The organism is Candidatus Effluviviaceae Genus I sp. (genome assembly GCA_016867725.1).
Classification (GTDB): Bacteria; Joyebacterota; Joyebacteria; order Joyebacterales; family Joyebacteraceae; genus VGIX01.
The window spans coordinates 47,526-70,086 of sequence record VGIX01000001.1 but is presented as its reverse complement, the minus strand read 5'-3'; the positions used below and the strand labels follow the sequence as shown (position 1 = coordinate 70,086).

The window sequence follows — 22,561 nt, the reverse complement described above, 5'->3', positions numbered from 1 at the left end:
CGCGGCCCGCGCGGCGTCGCCCGGCGTCCGGGAACGGAGGCGTGCCGATGGCGCGCAGACGGATCGCGGTGCTCGGTTCGACCGGCTCCATCGGACGGGGCGTGCTCGACGTGGTCGCGCGGCTCCCGGAGGCGTTCGAGGTCGTGAGCCTGGCGGCGTCCACGAGCGCCGCCCTTCTCGCCGAGCAGGCCGCGCGGTTCGGCGCCCGGCGCGTGGCCGTGGGCGCGGACACCCGGGGGGACTTCGGCCCCGGCGTGCGCGTGCTCCGCGGGCCTGCGGGGCTCGAGGAGCTCGCGGGCGACCCCGACGCCGACCTCGTGGTCAACGCCGTCGTCGGCGCGTCGGGGCTCCGCCCGACCATGGCCGCGCTGCGCGCCGGGAAGCTCCTCGCGCTGGCCAACAAGGAGTCGCTCGTCATGGCCGGGGAGATCGTGACGCGGACGGCGCGCGAGGCCGGCGGCGAGATCGTCCCGATCGACAGCGAGCACAGCGCGATCTTCCGGAGCCTCGCCGCGGCCAGACGGGGCGAGGTGACGAGCCTCGTGCTCACGGCCTCGGGAGGCGCGCTCCGGGACGTCCCGGTCGAGCGCGTCGGCGACGTCACGGTCGCCGAGGTGCTCAGGCACCCGACGTGGAGCATGGGCGCGAAGGTGACGGTGGACTCGGCGACGCTCGTGAACAAGGCCCTCGAGGTGATCGAGGCGCGCTGGCTCTTCGACGTGCCGCTCGACAGGATCGGGATCGTCATGCACAGGGAGTCGGTCGTGCACTCGCTCGTGCGGCTGTCGGACGGCTCGTTCCTCGCTCACCTCGGCGAGCCGGACATGCGGATCCCCATTCAGTACGCGCTGTGCTACCCGGAACCCGGCGCGCTCGACCTCGGTTCCTGGAGCCCCGGGGAGTCTCGGCAGCTCTCCTTCGAGGACGTGGACCCGCGCCGCTACCCGGCCCTGGGCATCGTCCTCCGCGCGGCCGAGGCGGGGGGGACGGCGCCCGCGGCGGCCGCCGCGGCCGACGAGGTCGCCGTCGAGGCGTTCATCGCCGGGCGGGTCCGGTTCGCGGACATCGCGCGGATCATCGAGGAGACGGTGTCGAGGACGCCCGACGGGCCGTGCGGCTCGGTCGAGGACGTACTCGAGGCGGACGCGAGGGCGCGCGAGATCGCGCGGACCTGCGCCGGGGGAGCCCACGCGTCCCGCGCGGGCGGAGGCGGGAGCGCGGCAACTCCGACGGGGGCGAGATGACGATCTTCTATCTCTACGCGGCGGTGCTCGTCGGCATCCTCATTGTCGTGCACGAGCTTGGGCACTTCGCGGCGGCGCGCGCGGCGGGTGTGACCGTCGAGCGCTTCTCCGTGGGGTTCGGGCCGCGCATCCTGAGGTTCCGACGCGGCGAGACCGAGTACGCGGTGTCGCTCATTCCCCTGGGCGGCTACGTGAAGATGGCCGGCCACGAGCTTGCGGACGGGTCCGACGCGGGGGCGGCGCCTGGGTCGTTCCTGTCGAAGCCCGTCGGCGCCCGCGCGCTCATCGTGGCGGCCGGCCCGACGATGAACTTCGTGTGGGCCGTGCTCGTGTCGTTCGCCGTGATCTGGGGGTTCGGGCTCCCGACGCTGGGAGGCCCGGTCGTGGGCTCCGTGACGCCCGGCTCGCCGGCCGACGCCGCCGGCCTGTCGTGGGGCGACCGCATCATCTCGGTCGACGGCGCTCCCGTCTCGCACGTCGCCGAGGTCTACGCGCGCGCCGCGGAGGCCGGCGGGCGGGCGATGGTCCTCGTGATCGAGCGGGGCGACGAGGCGCGCGAGCGCCTGTCGCTTGAGCTCGCGGCGCCGGCCGACAGCGCGGGCGTCGTGGATCTCGGAATGACGTCCTACGTCGCGCCGGTCATCGGCGACGTCATGAAGAAGAGCCCCGCCGACGCGGCGGGCCTCAGGCGAGGCGACCGCGTCCTCTCCGTCGCGGGCGCGGCGGTGCGCGACTGGGGCGGCCTCGGCGAGGCCGTGAGGGCGAGGGCCGGCGAGGAGACCGAGGTCGTCTGGGAGCGCGACGGGCGCGTCATGCGCTCGACGGTGGTTCCGAAGGCCGGCGTCGAGGACCGGGCCGGCGAGATCGGCGTGATGTCGGCGCTGACGCTGAACCGGCTTGGGCCGTGGGAGTCGTTCACGACCGCGGTGAGGTACTGCGCCCTGAACGTGCGGCTCCTCGCGCAGTTCTTCTGGGACCTCGTCAGGCTGCGGGCCTCGACCGAGACGCTCGGCGGGCCCATCCGCGTCGTTCAGATGGCGAGCGAAAGCGCGCGTTGGGGGCCGATGTACTTCCTGGGGTTCATGTCGTACCTGAGTCTCTCGCTCTTCTTCATCAACCTGTTGCCGCTCCCGGTGCTCGACGGCGGGCATCTCCTCCTGCTCGGGCTCGAGAAGGCGCGGAGGCGGAGGCTCACGGAGCGTCAGGTGCTCGTGTGGCAGCAGGTCGGCCTCGTCTTCTTCGGCTGTCTCATGGTGCTCCTGGTGGTGAAGGACGTGATGCAGCTTCGGTAGCGGGCGCCGCGCGCCCCGAGCGGAGCTCGCCCGTCCGCGCGTCGATGAGAAGCGCGAGCCGGACCCAGCGCTCGGGGTCCTCGCGCAGCCACGCCGCGAACGCCTCGACCTCCTCGCGCGCGTAGTCGGGCGACCCGAGTTCCTCCGCCCGGCGCCGCGCGTCCTCACCGCGACGCCCTTCCTCGACGGCGACCGTGAGGGCGGCCACGAACGACACGAACCCGTCCTCGGTGACGCGCGCCGCGCTCGCCGGCGGTCCCGCGCCGCGGCGGGAGGACTCGTCGCGCGCCCCCCGTCCGTCCTCCGCGGCGCGGGGACCGCAGCCGCCGCAGGCGGCCGCCGCGACCGCGGCGGCGAGCGCGGCGCAGGCGAGGACGCGCGCGGCGCTTCCGCGCGTCCGTGGTCCCGCGTGTCGTCTGCTGCGGATCGTCATGGTCGTTCCCCGCGCGTTCCGGCGCCCCTGGGTCGAGCCATCATCGCGGAAGCGGCGGCGCGCGTCAACCGGTGGAGTTGACAGGCTCGCGGCCGACGCCTAAGATGGCGGAAGAGGAGCACCGGGCCGCGGCGTCGGAACAGGGTGGAAGAGCACATGGGGTGGACACGAATGGCGCGGGCGGCCTTTGCGATGGCGCTTGCGCTCCTCGCGGCGGCGCTCGGCGCCCTGCCCTCCGCGGCCGCGCAGTTCGGGCGCAACAAGGTCCAGTACCGCACGTTCTCCTGGCAGATCCTCCGCACCGAGCACTTCGACGTGTACTTCTACGAGGGCTCCGAGGGCATCGCCGAGGCGGTGGCCGAGATCGCCGAGGAGGCGAACGCGCAGTACGGCCGCGTGCTCGACCACAGGCTCTCCACGGTCATCCCCATCATCACGTACGCGTCCCACAACGAGTTCCAGCAGACGAACGTCATCGGCTCGAGCATCGGCGAGGGCGTCGGGGGATTCACCGAGCTCTTCAAGAACCGCGTCGTCATCCCCTTCACCGGCTCGTACCACGATCTCAGGCACGTGCTCTACCATGAGCTCGCGCACGTGTTCATGTTCGACATCGTGTACGGCGGGCTCGTGGAGTCGGTCGTGCGGCAGGCCTACATGAACCCGGTCCCCCTGTGGTTCACGGAGGGGCTGGCGGAGCACGTGTCGCAGGGCTGGGACCCCGAGGCGGAGATGATCCTGCGGGACCTCGCCGTTTCCAACATCGTCGTGCCGCTCGACCAGCTCTACGGCGGCTATCTCGTCTATAAGGAAGGCCAGTCGGCGCTGCAGTTCGTGGCGGAGCGGTACGGCGTCGAGAAGGTCGCCGAGATCGTCCGGCACCTCGCGCGCACCCGGAGCATGGACCGCGCCCTCAAGGAGTCCGTCGGCCTCGACACTCGGGGGCTCTCGGAGGCGTGGGAGCGCTGGCTCAGGGAGCGCTACTGGCCCGAGGTCGGGACGCGCCGGCGCGGCGTGGACGTCGCGAAGCCCCTGACCGACCACGCGAGGGACGGGTCGTATCTCAACCTCGGCGCGGCGGTGTCCCCCGACGGGATGCAGGTCGCGTACGTCTCGGACCGGAGCGGGTACTCCGACATCTACGTGGCGTCGACCCTCGACGGCAAGGTCCAAAGGAGGCTCGTGCGGGGGCAGACCACCGACCAGTTCGAGGCGCTCCACGTGCTCAGAACCGGCTTCTCGTGGTCGCCCGACGGGCGGTTCCTGTGTCTGGCCGCGAAGGCCGGGCCGACCGACGCCATCCAGATCATCAACGCCGAGACCGGCAGGCTCGTCCGGAGCCTGCGCTTCCCGCTGGACGGCCTCTACACGCCCGCGTGGTCGCCGGACGGCTCGCGCATCGCGTTCATCGGCATCCGGCGCGGCGCCTCGGACCTCTACGTGACCGACGCGGAGGGCGCCGAGCTCGCCCAGCTCACCGACGACTTCCACGACGAGCGGGACCCGGTGTGGTCGCACGACGGCCTGCGGATCGCGTTCGTGTCGGACCGCGACTCGCCCGGCAGGCACGGGTCGCGCCGCGACTACGACCTGTATGCGATCGATCCCGAGACGCGGAAGGTGACGCTCCTCGTCTCGACGCCGGGCAACGAGGCGGCGCCCGCCTGGTCGCCGGACGGCGCCCGCCTGATCTTCGAGTCGGACCGCGACGGCTCGCCCGACCTCTTCGTCGCCGACCTCGCGGAGTCGCTGTGCGCCCGCCTGACGAACCTCATCGGTGGCGCCTCGGCGCCGAGCTGGGGGCTTCGGGCCGACTGGCTCGCCTTCTCCCTCTACGGCGAGGGCGGCTGGGACATCGCGGTCGTCAAGGACCCGATCGAGCGCCTCGCCGACGACATCGCGCGGCACGGCTGGGGGCCGGCCGTCGGGAGGCCCGACACCGCCGCGGCGCGGCTTGCGGAAGGACCGCCCGCGCCGCCTTCGGAGGCCGCGGAGGAGGAGCCCGCCGCGCCGGACTCGCTCGCGGACGCGACCGGGGCGGAGCCGCCCGAGGACACGCCCGCAGCCGAGAGCGAGACGTTGCGGCGCGTGCGCGAGGAGTTCGGCGCCGCCACGGCGCCGCGCGACGGCGGCAAGCCTGAGACGACGCGCACGCCCGGCGCGGTCGAGCCGTACAGGACGCGCTTCTCCCCGGACTGGGTGAGCGGCGCCTTCGCGTACACCTCCGGATACGGCTTCGCCGGCGCGGCCGAGATCGTCGTGAGCGACGTCCTGGGCAACCACAGGTTCTACGTCGCGACGGACTTCTTCTCGAGCATCGAGTCGAGCAACTTCTACGTGCTCTACGAGGCCCTCGGCCGGCGCGCGACCTACTCCGTCGGCGTCTACAACTATAAGGAGTACTACTACTCCGACCGGACGCGGCTCGGCGAGGACCTTGGCGAGAAGCGCTTCTTCAGCGAGCGGAGCTACGGCGTGTCGCTCGGCCTGTCGTATCCGTTCACGAAGTTCACGCGCGTCGAGCTCGGCGTGTCCGCGCTCACGCTCGACCGGGAGTTCGCGGAGGAGAACGAGAGCGGCGACGTGGAGTTCACGGACGAGGAGATCACCCGATCGCTCTTCCTGCCGGGCGTGAGGCTCGTGAACGACACGACGCTCTGGGGGAGCGTGGGGCCGCTGGCGGGAGGCCGCTCGTCGCTGTCGCTGTCGAAGGCGTGGGAGACGGGCGGGGACTTCACGTATCTCACCGTGATCGCCGACGTGCGCAGATACGTCCGCCTCGGCACCCGTCACGCGCTCGCCCTTCGGGTCCTCGGCGCGCGGAGCTCGCAGCGCGACGCGCAGAACTTCTACGTCGGCGGCGTGAACTCGATCCGCGGCTACGACGACTTCGAGTTCCACGGCCATCACATCGCGCTCGCGAGCGTCGAGTGGCGGGCGCCGTTCATCGACCGTCTCGAGGTCGCCTCGCCGATCCCGTTCGCGCTCTGGGGCCTGCGCGGCGTCGCGTTCTTCGACGCGGGCGCGGCGTGGAACGGCGACGACTTCCGAGGCGCCGTCCGGAACGGCGGCGCGCGGCTCCACGACATCAAGGCGTCCTACGGCGTGGGCGCCCGCATGCGGCTGTCCTTCCTCGTGCTCCGACTGGACCGCGCGTGGCGGACCGACCTCCGCACGACCGGCGGGGCGCGCACGCACTTCGCGCTCGGCGCGGAGTTCTAGGGCCCCGCGGACGGGAGGTCGGCGTCTGACGAGTCTCCGGGAGAGTTGTCTCAACCCCGCACAGGAGCGCGCGGTCCGCCATCCGGGCGGGCCGCTTCTCCTGCTGGCGGGCGCCGGCAGCGGGAAGACGCGCGTGCTCACGCACCGCATCGCGTGGCTCATCGCCGAACGGGGCGTAAGCCCGCTTCGCATCCTCGCGGTCACGTTCACCAACAAGGCAGCGGGGGAGATGAAGCGGCGCGTCGTGGAGCTCGTCGGCCGCGACGCGGGCGCGACGTGGATCGGCACGTTTCACTCCATCTGCGCTCGGATGCTCCGGCGCGAGGCCCGGTGGGGATGGTGGACGCCCTCGTTCACCATCTACGACGAGCGCGACCAGACGGACCTCGTGAAGGAGTGCATGGAGCGCGCGGGGGTCCCGGCGTCGAGCTTCGCCCCCAGGGCGATCCTGAGCGGGATCTCGCGGGCCAAGGACAGGCTGGTCACGGCGGCGGGCTACCTCGACGGGGCCGAGGGCTACTTCGGCGAGTGCGTCGCGAAGGTGTACGCCGAGTACGAGCGGCGCCTGAGGCAGAACAACGCGCTCGACTTCGATGACCTCATCATGCGCGCCGTCGAGCTTCTGCGCGGGAGCCCGCCCGTGCTCGATGCCTACGCGGACCGGTTCGAACACGTGCTCGTGGACGAGTACCAGGACACGAGCCACGCGCAGTACGCGTTCGTGAACCTCGTCTCCTCGCGCCACCGCAACATCTGCGTCGTGGGAGACGACGACCAGTCCATCTACGGCTGGCGAGGGGCCGACATCACGAACATCCTCGACTTCGAGAAGGACCACCCTGACGCGGTCGTGCTCAGGCTCGAGCAGAACTACCGGTCCACGAAGAGCATCATCGAGGCCGCTCATGACGTCGTGAGCCGGAACGAGCGGCGGAAGGACAAGAAGCTCTGGACGGAGCGCCCGGAGGGGCGGCCCGTAGCCCTCCACCGCGTCGCGAGCGAGTACGAGGAGGCCGACGCCGTCAGGGACGCCGTCCTCGACGCCGTCGGCTCGCGCGGGCTCTCGTATCACGACGTTGCCGTGCTCTACCGGACGCACGCTCAGTCGCGCGTCATCGAGGACAGCCTCCGGCGCGCGGGGATCGTCTACGACATCGTCGGCGGCGTGAGGTTCTACGAGCGGGCGGAGGTGAAGGACCTGCTCGCGTACCTCAAGGTGATCGTGAACCCCGCGGACTCGGTGAGCCTAAGGCGCATCGTGAACACGCCGCCGAGGCGCATCGGCGAGCGCACCGTCGAGAAGCTCGACGCGCTCGCCGCCGCGAGGGGCGTGTCGCTCCTTGCGGCGCTTTCGGACCCCGAGGGAGCGGACGACGTCGTCGCCGCGTCGCGCAAGGCGCTGGGCGACCTGTCGGGCCTCCTCTCGCGTCTCGCGGCGAAGGCCGCCGAGGGGGGGCGCACGGACGAGCTCCTCCGCGAGGTCCTCGACGGCGCCGGGTACCGCGCGTGGCTCGAGCGGCAGGCGACGGACGAGGCGAGGGAGCGGCTTGCGAACGTCGAGGAGCTCGTCTCGGCGGCGGGCGAGTTCGTGGAGACCTCGGGGGAGACGGGCGCGGCGGCGTTTCTGGAGCAGGTGTCCCTCGTGAGCGACATCGACCTCTGGGAGGATCGCGCGAACGCGGTGTCGCTCATGACGCTCCACAACGCCAAGGGGCTCGAGTTCACCGTCGTGCTCATCCCGGGTCTCGAGGAGGGGCTCCTCCCGCACGCGTCGGCGCTCGAGGACGACGAGGAGCTCGAGGAGGAGCGGCGCCTCTTCTACGTGGGCATGACGCGGGCGAAGGACGAGCTCCACCTTCTCGCCGCAGACACCAGGCGGCGCGCCGGCGTGCTCAACTGCGCGTGCCCGTCGAGGTTCGTCGGCGAGATCGGGAGAGGCCGCCTCGAGGTCTCATCGTCGGTCGGAGCGGTCCGGTTCCCCGAGAGGGCGCGGCGCGCGCCGGGGCTGGTCCGGGAGCGCCGCCGCGCGGCGCCGGCGTACGAGGACTACTCGCAGGACGTCCCCGAGATCGGGCGCGGCACGCGCGTGCGGCATCCGAGCTTCGGCGAGGGCGTGATCGTGGACGTCTCGGGCGGGGGGCTTGACTCGGTCGTGCGGGTCCGCTTCGACGACGGCGTCGAGAAGCGGATCATGGTCCGCTTCGGACGGCTCGAGGTGTTGCCTGAGTGACCCACTGCTCCGGGCCGGCCCGCACGAGGCGCGCCGCCCCGGTCTTAGCGGAGCAGGACGGCCTTCCGGACGGCGGCGGCCTTCCCCGACTCGACCCTGACGATGTAGACGCCCGCTGCGACGCTCTGGCCGGCGTCGTTCCTGCCGTCCCACGCGATCTCGGTCGTGCCGGCCGCGCACTCACGCTCAGCCACGACGCGGACGAGTCGGCCCGCGACGTCGTACACCGCGATGCGCGCCGGCGCCGGCGCGGTCAGGTCGAAGGCGATCCTGAGCCCGGCCGGCGAGGGATTCGGGAACGGCAGGTGAAGCCCGAGCGAGGCGGCGGCAGGCCCTGCGTTTGGGACACCGGTCGCGGCCCCGTTGGCCAGGACGATGAGTCCCATCGCGGGCACGCCGATGCTCACGGACCGGCCGAAGCCGTCGTACGGGACGGACTCCGCCCACAGGAGCCCGGGATTGGTCATGCCGCTTCCGCCGTACTGCGCGTCCTGGCTGTTGGCGAGTTCCGTCCAGGCGCCGCCGTCCGGCAGGCCCACGCGGTACGACGGGTAGTCGTTGTTCGAGAAGTTCGCGACGACCACGACGAGCCCGCCGACGCCGTCGTACCGCTGGAAGGCGAGCACGTTCCCGCCTTCATTGAGATGGAACACCTGCACGCCCGCGTCGGCGCGCAGCGCGCGGATCGTCCTTCTGAGCGCGATGACGTCGCGGAAGTAGTCGAAGATGCCCGCGTACGTCGTCTTCTTCGACCAGTCGATGCGGTTGCCGATGTCCGTGCCGAAACTCGTGTCCTCGAGCCACTCCGAGCCCATGAAGATCGCCGGGATGCCCGGCGCCGTGAGCACGAGGCCCTGCGCGAGCTTCGCGCGGCCGCGCGCGTAGACGTCGTCGTGCGGGAAGGTCGTGTCGATCGTCCTCACGATCCGCTGGCCGCCGCTCGACGGCCAGACCTCGTCGTGCAGCTCGACGTAGTTCACCACGTAGCGGCCCGAGAGGTACTCGCCGCCGCCGTAGACGATGTTCCGGATCTTCCACATTTCGGGGTCGCCGTAGGCCGCGTCGAAGATCTCCTCGCGGAGCCGGTCGGTGAACTCGTCGTAGTACTGCGAGTCGAACCCGGCCCCGCCGAGCGACGTCGGGCGCGTGACCCACGCGTTGTCGGGGAGCTGCTCGGCGATGCAGATCTTGTCGATGGCGCGCCGGTCCATCTCGTCGTTCAGGCGCTGCATGAGGCTCCAGCCGGAGGCCTCCTGCGGCGGGATGTTCATGTACGACGTGGCGTCCATGCGGAAGCCGTCCATGCGGTACTCGTCGAGCCACGAGAACGCGCTCTCGGCGAAGTAGTCGCGGACGGCGCCGCGGTCGAAGTCCGCCTGGTCGCCCCACGGCGTGCTCACCGCCGGCGTGTCGAAGTAGATCTGCGTGCCGTCGTAGTACCAGAGGAAGTTGTCGGTCATCGAGAAGTGGTTCCAGACGATGTCATGGATGACGGCGATGCCGTGCTGATGCAGCGCGTCCACCATCGCCTTGAGGTTGTCCGGCGTCCCGTACTTCCACTCGGGCGACCACGCGGTGATCGGGTTGTAGCCGGCGGAGAGGTCGCCGGGGAACTCCGTGACGGGCATGAGCATGACGACGTTCACGCCCAGCTCGGCCAGGTGCCCGGCGCGGGCCGCGACGTCCAGGTAGCCCGAGGGGAACGGGGCCGAACCGTACGGGTCGTTCCTGCCCGCGAACGTCCCGACGTGCAGCTGGTAGACGACCATTTCCTCGAAGTAGGGGACCTCGAAGTCGTCCACCTGCCACGCGTAGGCCTCGGGGTCGATGACGTAGGCGTTGTAGTTGTCGGACGGGTTGAGGCGCCGCGCGCGCGGGTCGGTGTTCCAGTGGCTGTTCTGGAAGTGGTACTTGTACATCTGGCCGGGCGTGGCGGACGACACGCGGGCGGCGAAGTACTCGCCGGTCTTCACCATCGGGTTGCTCGTGCCCCAGCCGTTGAACTGACCCCGCACGTGCGCGATCGTGCGGTCGGGCGACCACACGCGGAAGACGGCGCCGCCGCCGGGAATCGGCGTCGCGCCCACCGGCGCGTGGGAGTAGGTCGTGAAGTCGATGACGAACCCGCTCGGCGGGGGTCCGTCGGACATGCCCGCCGGGCCGAGGTAGTCGACGTCGGTTCCGTCGGTGAGCTCGAAGTAGTAGGAGAGCTGCGTCTGGGCCGTGGCGGGGACCTGGGCGGTCCAGACGTCGTACGGCCGGCGTCCCGCTGTCCCTGTGGCGCTCACCCACGTGACGCCACCGGCGTCGACGCGGACGCGGGCGGACGTGAGGTCGTCGGCGAAGGCCTGGAAGCTCACGGAGAACGACTGGCCGTCCACGGGGCAGCGAGGGGAGCGGTCGAGCCACGGCATGTGCGACACGCCGTTCCACTCGACGTTGTTGTCCGGCCCCGCGGCCGAAGCCGCGACGGCGGTCGCGAGGAGGGTCGCGAGAAGGACCCACGGAACGCTGTGATGGCTCACCGCTGGTCTCCTGCGCATACTTGACTCCGGTCCGAGTGTGTACCGCGCTCTTCCGCCCCCTCGGCCGCGGCCGGCGACCGGCGCGCCCGCGTCGCGGGGCGGCTCAACCCTCTCTGTTGACCAGTATAGACGACTGCGGGGCACTTCCGCAACCGCTCATCTCGCCGGACGCGCGCCGCGCGCCGCCGGCCGGCCATCGAGCCGTTGAGCGCGGCCTCTGCGTATGGTAGCCTGCCCGCGTCGCACGTCGCTCGAGGGGGGGGCAGTGGCCCGTCACACGGCACCGGATCATCCGCGCCGCGTCCCGAGGGGAGTGGCGGCGCTGGCCGCGGTCCTCGCGGCCTCGGCGCCCGTCGCGGCCTCCGCCTCGGCGTGGTTCGGCGCGTCGGCCGAGGGCGGCGTCGGGCTCCTGCAGGCCCACTCCGCCGAGACCATGCCTCGAGGCCTGGTCTCCGTCTCGCTCACCGCGACCACCTGCGACCTGTACGCGCTCTCGGGCGTCCCCGGCGGCGCGCATGGACGCGTCCGCTCCGTACGCCTGGCCGGGAGCGTCGGTGTCACGCGCTGGCTCGAGGTCGCGGCGGATGCCTCGATCCTGTCCGCGGCGCTCGGCGACCACAGCGCCTCGGGGCTTGCGAATCCCGCGGCGAGCGTCAAGGTCGGACTTCCCGTCGGACCGCCGTGGCTCCTCGTGGCGGTCGCTGGGCGCGTCGAGCTGCCGCTCGCGGACGAGCTCGTCCTTGACGCCGGGGGCGGAGAGCGCGTGCCGCTCGGCGGCGGCAGCGTCGACGCGTCGGCGATGGCGCTCGCGACGGTCGATCTCACCTCGCCGTTCCCCGCGCGGGTCCACGTCAACGTCGGGTGGGCGTTCCACGGAAGCGACGACAGGGGGAGGCGCGTCTTCCCGGGCGCGTATCCGGCGGTTCCGGAGGGCGGAGCGGCGGGCGACAACGACGCTGTTCTCCTGCGCGCGGCCGTCGAGTTCCCGGGGCGGCGCGTCTCGCTCTTCACGGAGTTCCGCGGCGACGTGCTGGTCGACCGCGGGCTCGTCGCGCTCACGGAGAACCCGCTGGCGTTGACACAGGGCGTGCGCGTCCGGCACGGGGCGTGGTCGGCGACGGGCGCGCTGACGGTCGGCCTGTCGGGTGACGACCCGAGCACGCCCGGGTTCGACCCCCTCGAGGCGTACCCCGACTGGCAGTTCGAGGCCGGGCTGTCGTGGGGGTGGAGGGCCTTCCGCGAGGGCGTCCGCCGCCTGTAGGGCAGCGGGCGCTACGCGCCGCCGTGCCCGGCCTCATCCCGCTCCCTTCGCTTCGCTTCCTCCCAGACGCGGTCCATCTCTCTGAGGCCGACCTTCCCGAGGTCGTCCCCACCGAACCGCTCCTCGATGAGCGCGAAGCGGCGGCGGAAGCGGAGGTTCGTCTTCCGAAGCGCGGCCTCCGGATCGATGGCGAGGAACCGCGCGACGTTGACGGCCGAGAACAGGAGGTCGCCCAGCTCCTGCTCGCAGCGCTCCCGGTCGCCGGCGCGGATCTCGGCGGCCAGTTCCTCGACCTCCTCCCGGAGCTTCGCGAGGACGTCGGCGATCCTCTCCCAGTCGAACCCGACCGCGCCCGCCTTCTCCTGGAGTCGGCGCGCCGTGAGCAGCGCCGAGAAGTCCCTGGGCAACCCGTCGAGGATCGAGGCTCTTCTCGCGTGCGAGTCCTCGCTGAGCTTGCCCGACTCCCAGCGGGTGCGCACCTCGTCCGCCGTCGACGCGGCCTCGCCGCCGAACACGTGCGGGTGCCGGCGGCGGAGCTTGTCATCGATGCCCTCGATCACCTGATCGAGATTGAAGCGACCGTCGTCCTCCGCCATCGCGCCGATGAAGACGATGAGGAAGAGCAGGTCGCCGAGCTCGTCGCGGAGCCTGGCATCGTCGTTCTCGTCGAGCGCCTCCATCATCTCGTGGAACTCCTCGACGAGGTGCGGGCGCACCGTGGCGATGGTCTGCGCCCTGTCCCACGCGCATCCTTCCGGGGAGCGAAGAACGGAGGTGAGCTCGAGAAGGCGGCGGAACGCGCTGGCGGCGGCTGCCGGGTCCAATGTCCCTCCTCGGTTGGGGACGGTCTGATGGGCTGGCGACGCTACACGACGGGGCGTGTTGTTTCAACGGCGCGGCGGGGGCGCCCGCGCGCTCCGCGGGCGGAGCGCCGGCCCGCGGCCCCGGGAGAGGCAGTCCAACCGGCCTTGGGATAGTGACTTATGCGCTTGAGGACCGATGGCACGCAGCTTGCAGCGCAGTGCCGCGTCGCGGCGGGGCGACGCCGGCTCGGGTCCCCGTCGCGCCGGCGCATGGACCACGGGAGCGAGGCCCCGCGCCGCATGCTCTTTGACAGACGCGCGGCAGCGTGAAGGGGAAAGACCTTGCGGGCCTCGTGGTCGTGTGCTACTAGGGTGAGCCCCGTCACACGGCGCGGCTCTCGGAGGCAGGGACGGTGACGTTCGCCACCTGGGTCGAGATCGATCTCGACGCGCTCGTTCACAACCTCGGGACGATCCGTTCCCGCATCGGGGCCGGCAGGAGGATCCTGCTCGTCGTCAAGGCCGACGCGTACGGGCACGGCGCCGTCGAGGTCGCGCGCGTGGCCGTCCGCAGCGGCGTCGACGTGCTCGGGGTCGCGACGCTTCAGGAGGGCATCGAGCTCAGGCAGGCGTCGATCGACGCGCCGGTCCTCATCCTCAGCCCTCCGATGGAGGACGAGACCGAGGACATCGCCGAGTACGACCTCTCGTGCACGGTGCCGAGCCTCTCGATCGCCCGCGCGCTCGCCCGGGCGTGCGCGGCCCAGGGGAAGACCGCGGCGGTGCACGTCGAGGTGGACACGGGGATGGGCCGGAGCGGCGTGGGACTCGACGAGGCCGTGCCGTTCATCACGGCGCTCGCCAAGCACGACGAGCTCACGCTCGAGGGGCTGTTCACGCACTTCCCGTCGTCCGACGAGGACCGCGGCTTCACGGAGCGGCAGGTCGGCCTCTTCCTCGGCCTCCTGGCGCGGCTCGAGGCGAAGGGCATACGGGTCCCGCTCAGGCACGCGGCGAACAGCGGAGCCGTTCTCGGCGTGCCTCGCTCGTTCGAGGAACCGCTCAATCTCGTGAGGCCGGGCATCGCGGCCTACGGTCTCCGAGCCGGGGGGACGGTGAACGACGGGCTCGATCTCAGGCCGGTCATGAGCTTCAAGTCGAGGATCGCGCAGGTGCGCGACCTGCCGGCGGGCCAGACCGTGAGCTACGGTCGCACCTACGCGACCGAGCGCCCGATGCGCGCGGCGGTCATCCCGGTCGGGTACGGACACGGGTACAGCTGGCGGCTGTCCAACTGCGGAGAGGTGCTCATCGGGGGGCGGCGCTGCCCCGTCGTCGGCAGGGTGACGATGGACGTGACGATGGCGGACGTCGACGCGGCGCCGGACGCGCGCGTGGGGGACGAGGTGGTTCTCTTCGGACGGCAGGGCGGCGAGGAGATCACCGTGGACGAGGTCGCGCGACGCGTCGGGACGATCAACTACGAGATCATCTGCGGCATCGGGAAGCGCGTGACGCGCGTGTATCTGAGAAGCGGAGAAGCGATCGGAGTGAGGACGCTCACCGAGCGCAGGGTCGTCGGGCGGCGGAGATGGAACAGCTGACACGCGCTCGGGGCGGGTGAGCGATTCGTCAAGCTCTTGACAACGAAGTTCGAACGGGGTGTTCGGCGCGAGCGAAACCGCCGGACAAGAAGAGAGTTGACAGGTTTTGCGGGCGTATGCTAGATTGCCGCCACGCCCGCTGGGGCGATGAGAAGTCGCACATGGATCAGCAAGAAGCGTGGGGGTTCCAGCGTTTGGGTGCCGCCGCTCTGGTGGCACATCCGGCGTCGACAGGAGGTGACAGGGACCGTTTCGAGACTTGTGCCAGGAGCGGTGCGCCGAACAGGCGCGCCGAATGAGCCCTGACGGAGCTTGAAGGAGCGTCCGGCAGGGCGCCCGGGTCGCACGGACCTGCGAGATGCGCCCCGGTCTGAACACGCACTCTGAGGAGGTTGTCGGATGGCAAGAGAGAACCGCAGCGACAGAGGCGCGATGCTCGCGCTCGCTTCCCTCATGGCCGTGGTCTCGCTGGCGGTGATGGGGGTCGCCCCCGCGGCGGCCTACTACTACGACACCGACGGCGACGGGCTTCCTGACTTCCAGGAGATCAGGCACGGCACGTTCGGCTCGTTCTCGGACGAGGTCGCTGACTGGGACGGTGACGGCCTCCCCGACGCGGTCGAGGACGCCAACCAGAACGGCATCGTGGACATCGGTGAGACCGATCCGTGGAATCCCGACACCGACGGTGACGGCATTCCGGACGGCGTCGAGAACCCGCTCGAGGACCTGACGCGCGACACCGACGGCGACGGTCTCATCAACGCTCTCGACCTCGACTCCGACGGGGACTTCCTCCCCGACGCGGTCGAGTACTTCGGAGGGGTGACGGACTGGCTCAACCCCGACACCGACGGCGACGGCATCATCGACGGCAGGGAGGCGACCTGGGGAACCGACCCGGCGAGTCCCAACACCGACGGCGACGGGTGGAGCGACGGTGAGGAGCTCACGTACGGCACCAGACCGACGTTGAACGACAGCGACGGCGACGGACGGCTCGACGGCATCGGCAACGAGAACGACAACGACGCCGACGGCGACGGCCTCATCAACGCGCTCGACGTCGACAGCGACAACGACGGGCTGGCCGACGGCGACGAGGACGCCAACCTCAACGGCATCGTCGACGAGGGCGAGACCGACCCCGAGCTCTACGACACCGACGGCGACGGCTTCAGCGACGGCTACGAGGTGAATTACCTCGGGAGCGACCCGCTCGTTGCCCAGGATACCGATGGCGACGACTGGTACGATGGTCTTGAGGTCACGCTCTTCAAGACCGACCCCTCCAACGCCGACACGGACGGCGACGGCATCCCGGACGGTGAGGAGAACCCGTTGGGCATGCCGTATCCCGGCCGTGATACCGACGGCGACGGGCTCATCGATGCGCTCGACCGCGACAGCGACAACGACGGCATCGATGACGCCGAGGAGATCGTGGAGGGCGCCGACGGCTTCGTCACGGATCCCTACCTGAGGGACACCGACGACGACGGGCTCGAGGACGCGTGGGAGACGCGGATCTACGGGACGAACCCGGTGGATCCGGACGACCCCGACCTCCGCGACAGCGACGGCGTCCCGGCGCTCTACGAGCTTACCGTCTCGAAGACCAACTTCGATCTCGATGACACCGACGGAGATGGGGTGGACGAGGGGTGGTACGGCACCCGCGGCAGCGACTACGTCGACCACAACACCGACGCGACGCGGCCTGTGCCGTTCTATGACGGCATGGTGGACGCCCTTGACTGGGACAGCGACGGTGACGGCCTGTGGGACGGTGAGGGCGAGGACGAGTACGGCACCGACTCCAAGCTGTTCGACACCGACGGCGACGGCGGCGGCCACCCGTACCGGCTCATGGACGGCGCCGAGGTGCGCATCTGGGGGACCGACCCGACGAACACCGACAGCGACGGTGACGGCCTGTCCGACTACGACGAGATCTACGTCCACGGCACCGACCCGCTGAACCCCAATACCGACGGCGACTTCGTTGATGACTATACCGAGGTCATGATCTGGGGCTCGAACCCGCTGGATCCGGACACCGACGGTGACGGCATCCTCGACGGCGAGACCGTCACCGGCACGTACATCGACGCCGAGGGCGTCCTCCAGACCTGGACCTTCGTCGAGGACAACCGGGACGTGGAGCTGGGCGGGGACAACCTCCCGAACGTGCTCGACGTGGACTCCGACTGGCGCGACTGGGAGGATCCGCCCACCTACGTGTATCTGGACTTCCATGATCGCACGGAGATCGCGTACCAGTACTATGTTTCCGGGGCCGCGCTGACGAAGCGCGACGGCACGCGCTTCCATGTCGGGCCACTCAACCCCGGCGACCCCGACACGGACGGCGACGGATATCCGGACGCGACGGAGGTCGCGGCCGGTTTCGATCCGCTTGACGCGAGGGACTTCGGCAGCGGTCCGTACACGCCCGACGACACGGACGGCGACGGCCTGTACGACATCGAGGAGGCCGTGCTCCAGGGCGTGATCCCGCCGACCATGCACCTGATCGCCGACTTCGACGGCGACGGGCTGTGGGACGGCGACGAGATGCACCCGACGTGGTGGGACCTCGACGGCATCGCGCAGCACGTCGCGACCAACCCGCTCGACGCAGACACCGACGACGACGGGCTCGACGACCTCGAGGAGGTCACGCCGGGTGTTGACGGCGTCATCACGAACCCCCACTACGGGGACACCGACGGTGACGGCCTGAGCGACGGTGACGAGCTCGCGTACGGCACCGATCCGAGCAACCCTGACACGGACGGTGACGACCTCTACGACGGGGCCGAGGTTCACGGGTTCGGCACCGACCCGCTCGACAACGACACCGACGGCGACACCCTCATCGACGGCAACGAGGTCGCGTACGGCACCGACCCGCTGGACACCGACAGCGACGGCGACGGCCTGGAGGACGGCGAAGAGGTCGTTCTGTACGGCACCGACCCGCGGCTCGTCGACAGCGACTTCGACGGCTACGAGGACGGTGACGAGGTCGACGTGTACGGCACCAATCCCGCCGACCGCGACAGCGACGGCGACGGACTTCCCGACTACTACGAGATCGCCGGGAACGTCCCGTCCGAGCCGTATTGCGTGGGCTGGATTGACAACGGCGCGCACCCGACCGATCCCGCCGACATCGACACGGACGGTGACGGGCTGTGGGACGGCGACGAGTTCGCCCAGGCGTGCGATCCGAACGACACCGACAGCGACGGCGACGGGCTTCTCGACGGCGACGAGTACCACGTCTACGTGACCGACCCGTCGAACCCGGACACCGACGGTGACGGCTGCTGGGACGGCAGCGGTCCCGGCGACATCGAGTCGCCCACGGTGGACACCGACGGCGACGGCATCGTGAACGCGATGGACGTCGACAGCGACAACGACTGGGTCTGGGACTGCCACGACGGCGAGACCGAGGACGACGACGACGGAGACGGCATTCCGAACGTCCTGGACGGCGACTCGGACAACGACAATCTGCTCGATGTCCTGGAGAAGGGTCTGGGGATGTGGGGTGTGCTCGACCGCGACTTCGACGACGACGGCATCATGGACGGCGACGAGTACTACCACGTCATCTACCAGCCGCACACCGGCGAGGTGGGCTTCAGGGCCACCGATCCGAAGCTGCTCGACACGGACTTCGACGGCCTGCACGACGGCTTCGAGATCGGCATGACGGGGCCCATCCCGGTCGATCCGGTGATCGGCGGCACGGACGTCGACCCGGGCTTCTGGGATGCCGACGGCACCTCGAACTCCGACCCGCGTCGCTGGGACACCGACATGGACGGCCTCACCGACTACGATGAGGACGCCGACCTCGACGGCGACGACACGGACCTGTACGTCACCGAGACCAGTCCGACGGACGACGACTCGGATGAGGACGGTCTCCTTGACGGCTACGAGGTCACGGTCCTCGGCACCGATCCGCTCGACTGCGACACCGACGCGGACGGTCTGGCCGACGGCCTGGAGATCGGGCTGCTGTACCCGATGGGCGACGACACGACGCTCGCGAACCCGTGCGGGAGCACGCGCTACGACGTCGTGGACCTCGGCGCCTGGACGACGGACCCGCTCGACGACGACTCCGACGACGACGGGCTCACGGACGGCGACGAGGACGCGGATCTCGACGGCAGCTGGCTCGTCGGGACCGAGACCGACCCGAACCAGTGGGACACCGACCGCGGCGGCGTGGCCGACGGCGTCGACAGCGACCCGCTCGACCGCATGGTCGGCGACTGGGACATCGACATTGACAACGACGGCGGCGACGCCGTGGGCAACGTGCTCACGATCGGCGCGCCGGACGGCATCGCGCCTGGCAACGGCGGATCCGGCGAGATCCTGATCTGGCACACGGACGCGCTGAACAACCCCGATCCGGAGGACGGACCGTCCGAGGCAGCCGTGCTGGACAGCGTGGTCATCCGCGCGACGTCGTTCCACTGGTACGGTGAGCTGCCCGGTTCGGCGTACTCGTACCCGGACGCGGACACCACCGACTGGTTCCACTACTCGCAGGTGGGCTTCAGCACCGACGTGATCATGGGCTTCGTGGCGGGCACCTCGGAGCTCGTCACCGTCACGGTGGACGTGCCGTACGGCGCGATGCCGGGCTGGTACGTCGGGTACGTGATGGCGACCACGCAGCGGCAGCCGATGCCGAACGAGTTCCCCGATGACTACATCGAGGTCCGCGTGTACGTGGCCGAGGCGTGCGACATCGACATCTGCGACGACGACGGGGACTTCGTGGGCGTCGGCCTTTCGTCCGACCCCGACTACTTCCCGGAGCCGGCAGCGGAAGGCGAGATGCACCTCGTGAGCGTCCCGGGCTATCCGATCCCGATGGTCGGCATGTTCAGGGTCGCCGTTCCGAACACCGAGCCGGACGGCACGTGGCCGTGGCCGGGCGGTGATCCGGACGGCTGGAACGACCTGAACGGCCTGCCCGCCGGGCCGAGCGCCTCGCGGACGTGGGACACCGACACGTTCGATCCGCAGGGCAACCTGACGCTCTTCAACGTCAGGGCGCAGTACGAGTGGTTCGACGGGCCGGCGGACCCGACGAGCGTGATCAGCTTCAACGATCCGCTCCTGGCGGTCTTCGGGCTCGGCGTGGTCGACTCGTTCACCGTCACGATCGACACCTCGTCGCTCCTCCTGCCCGGCTACTACGAGGGCACGGTCAGGGTGTACGAGGACGCGAACGAGAACTCGGTCTGGGACGTTGACGAGTGCTACGACACCTTCACGCTCAAGTTCTACCTGCTCATCCCGGACCTCGACATCGACGACGACTACGCCAACATGTCGGGGAACGAAATCACGATCAACGTGGATCCCGGCGCGATCGGCGTCATGATCGGCGAGATCCTCCTCTACAACGCGGGCGCCACGACGAACGTGGATCCGTGGGACGGCCCTTCGTCCGAGCCGTCGCTCGGGTTCTGGTACTACGACCCGACGACGAACGAGCACACGCGGATCCCGACGAGGCCGGCGAACCCGGCCGAGCCGGAGTGGATCCCGTTCACGACGTACCTGCCTGACCTGTCCGACTCGCTCGACGTGTGGATCGGCGGTCTGCTCGGGGACTCGCTGGCGATCGGCCAGTCCTCGAAGCTGAGGCTGTGGATCCCGTCGGTGCCGACGACGATCCAGGCGGGCACCTACAGGACCGACCACCCCGAGGACTGGGTGCCCGGCGACGGCACGGTGCCGATCACGCTGCGCGGTCTGGTCACGGGGCAGGAAGGCAGCGAGGACGACTGGCTGCCCATCGTGTACGACGAGGACATCACGGCCACGGACGTCCTGATGGACTACTTCCATCTCACGATCAACGTGGCCCCGATCGTCAGCGCCGAGTTCGCCTCGGAGCTCCTCGTCGTCGCGGGCGACCCGGGAACGCAGCCCTGCGGCACCGTGGCCGTCCTGAACACCGGCAACGCGCTCATCTCCGACGTCCGGTTCCTCGTGACGAACCTCGTCGGCGTCGGAAACGGGCTCGTGATCCCGGCGTCGGCGGTGGACTTCACGCCGATGACCCAGTCGATCCCGTTCGGCACGAACGGCTCGGTCCAGATCTGCGCGGCCCTCCCCGCCGGCATGCAGGCTGACACGTACGTCGGAACGGTGACGCTCATCGCGGGCGCCGGCACGCCGTACGACGAGCTCACGCTCAACGTGGTCGTCAACTGCAACCGGGCGATGGACGTGCTGAGCGAGGCCTACGGCGTCCAGGGCAACGTCATGACCCTCGCCCCGGCGGCCGGCGGCACCGCTTCGAACCAGTTCCGTCTGTGCAACATCGGCAACTGCGGGGTCTCCGGCGTGTCCGGCTCGGTGAGCGGGCTCCCGGCGGGTCTGTCGGCGAGCGTCACGGTGGCCTCGTCGCTCCCGTGGAACGAGTGCATCCTCGGGACGGCGCAGGTGACCTGGACCAACCCGGCGCTGGCCGCGGGCACCTACCGCGGCACGGTGACGGTGACCGCCGACGGCGGCCTCGTGGACACCTTCTGGCTGGACGTGGTCGTGGCGCCGCTCTTCTCGGCGCAGTTCTCCGCGGCGACGCTCGACATCACCGTCAACCCCGGCGAGACGTCGTGCGAGAACGTCCTGGTCCAGAACACCGGGAACCAGGTGCTGCCGGACGTGCACTTCTCGGTCAGCAACCTGATCGGCTCCTACGGTGACATCATCCCGAGCGCGTACATCGACTTCAGCCCGGTCACGATGAGCATCAACGCTGCGTCGCAGCGGACCCTCCAGGTCTGCGCGACCGCGACGGCGGGGAAGCGGTCCGACACGTACGTCGGCACGGCGGCCCTGCTGGCGACCGGCGAGGAGCTCTACGATGACATCGAGGTCAGGGTCCACGTCGTCTGCGTGCCCGACCTGAACATCCTCGACAACGCCTACAACGTGATCGGGAACGTGATGACGCTGGCCCCGGCTCCTGGCGGCAAGGCGATCGGCCAGTTCCAGCTCCGCAACCTCGGGAACTGCGACCTGACCGACATCCGGGGTCTGCCGGTCGCGGGTCTGCCGGCCGGGCTGTCGGCATCCGTCGACATCGACAGCCACTGCGCGTGGAACTCGAGCATCATGGGCGAGGTCCACGTGACGTGGACGGACCCGCAGGTGCCCGCGGGGACGTACTACTCGATGGTGACGGTCGTGCTCGACGACGATCGCGACATCACGGACAGCTTCGTGCTCGTGGTCAACGTCGCGCCGCTGCCCAGCGTGGCGTTCGTGCAGCAGTCGGTGACGGTGACGGGCGTGGCGGGCCAGATCGCCGACGCTCACGTGACGGTGCACAACACCGGGAACGTGGACATCGCGACCGGCATCTCGTTCGTCATCCAGGACCTCACCGGAGCGACGGGCTCGCTCATTCCGAAGAACAACGTCGTGTTCGAGCCGCCGACGGCGGCGATCGCGGACGGTGACACCTCCGGCTTCACCCTCCACATCACCGTTCCGGCCGGGCTGCTCGGCCAGGACTACAGCGGGATGCTGAAGCTGTACCTGAACGGCGGCCTCGAGGATGAGATCCTCATGACCGTCAGGCTCGAGCGCGGCGAGGACATCGCGATCTACCCGAACCCGTACAAGGCCGGCGAGCACGAAGGCGGCATCACCATCGCGCTCGGCGACGTGTCGGAGTCGGATCTCGCGATCAAGATCTACGACCTCTACGGCGTGCTGGTCAGGGACCTCGTGAGCGGTGAGGAGCCCACCCGCAACGTCGACGTGGTCTGGGATCTCCAGAACGACGACGGGAAGGACGTGACGAGCGGCGTGTACATCGTCACGATCGACGTCGGCGACAAGGTTGTCACTCGGAAGATCATGGTCATCAGGTAAGCACCGTCCTGC

The 22,561-nt window shown here is 70.2% G+C and carries 10 protein-coding genes; 7 read left to right on the top strand and 3 right to left on the bottom strand.

Annotated elements, in window-relative coordinates; translation table 11 throughout:
- The first annotated feature begins 47 nt into the window (after nt 1–47).
- A complete protein-coding gene (locus FJY74_00215) occupies nt 48–1,244 on the top strand; it encodes a 1-deoxy-D-xylulose-5-phosphate reductoisomerase (protein MBM3306745.1) in 1,197 nt (398 codons plus the stop codon).
- Nucleotides 1,241–2,536 carry an RIP metalloprotease RseP gene (rseP, locus tag FJY74_00210; protein MBM3306744.1) on the top strand — a complete coding sequence of 432 codons (1,296 nt, stop codon included), beginning with the start codon at nt 1,241–1,243 and terminating at the stop codon, nt 2,534–2,536. Before FJY74_00215 ends, rseP begins: the two co-directional genes overlap by 4 nt.
- Here the strand turns inward: rseP and FJY74_00205 are convergent.
- A complete protein-coding gene (locus FJY74_00205; protein MBM3306743.1) occupies nt 2,493–2,969 on the bottom strand; it encodes a hypothetical protein in 477 nt (158 codons plus the stop codon). The genes rseP and FJY74_00205 overlap by 44 nt on opposite strands.
- A 156-nt stretch (nt 2,970–3,125) precedes the next feature.
- Here FJY74_00205 and FJY74_00200 point away from each other — a divergent pair, with 156 nt between their 5' ends.
- Entirely contained in the window at nt 3,126–6,191 is a 3,066-nt protein-coding gene (locus tag FJY74_00200) for a PD40 domain-containing protein (protein MBM3306742.1), read from the top strand.
- Between the two features lie 25 nt (nt 6,192–6,216).
- Complete coding sequence (locus FJY74_00195) at nt 6,217–8,421, top strand: UvrD-helicase domain-containing protein (GenBank protein ID MBM3306741.1); 2,205 nt, start codon at nt 6,217–6,219, stop codon at nt 8,419–8,421.
- Nucleotides 8,422–8,465: 44 nt separating this feature from the next.
- Here the strand turns inward: FJY74_00195 and FJY74_00190 are convergent, their stop codons facing one another.
- Entirely contained in the window at nt 8,466–10,946 is a 2,481-nt protein-coding gene (locus tag FJY74_00190) for an alpha amylase C-terminal domain-containing protein (GenBank protein ID MBM3306740.1), read from the bottom strand.
- A gap of 265 nt (nt 10,947–11,211) precedes the next feature.
- On the opposite strand from FJY74_00190, the gene FJY74_00185 reads away from it, so the two are divergent.
- Nucleotides 11,212–12,207: a hypothetical protein gene (locus FJY74_00185; GenBank protein ID MBM3306739.1), complete on the top strand. Its 996-nt coding sequence runs from the start codon at nt 11,212–11,214 to the stop codon at nt 12,205–12,207.
- 11 nt (nt 12,208–12,218) lie between these two features.
- Here the strand turns inward: FJY74_00185 and mazG are convergent, their stop codons facing one another.
- Nucleotides 12,219–13,031: a nucleoside triphosphate pyrophosphohydrolase gene (mazG, locus tag FJY74_00180; protein MBM3306738.1), complete on the bottom strand. Its 813-nt coding sequence runs from the start codon at nt 13,029–13,031 to the stop codon at nt 12,219–12,221.
- Between the two features lie 392 nt (nt 13,032–13,423).
- On the opposite strand from mazG, the gene alr reads away from it, so the two are divergent.
- Nucleotides 13,424–14,614: an alanine racemase gene (gene alr, locus FJY74_00175; protein ID MBM3306737.1), complete on the top strand. Its 1,191-nt coding sequence runs from the start codon at nt 13,424–13,426 to the stop codon at nt 14,612–14,614.
- A gap of 399 nt (nt 14,615–15,013) precedes the next feature.
- The gene (locus tag FJY74_00170; protein MBM3306736.1) at nt 15,014–22,549 is read left to right on the top strand and encodes a T9SS type A sorting domain-containing protein; all 7,536 of its coding nucleotides are present in this window, start codon (nt 15,014–15,016) and stop codon (nt 22,547–22,549) included.
- The last annotated feature ends 12 nt before the right edge of the window (nt 22,550–22,561 follow it).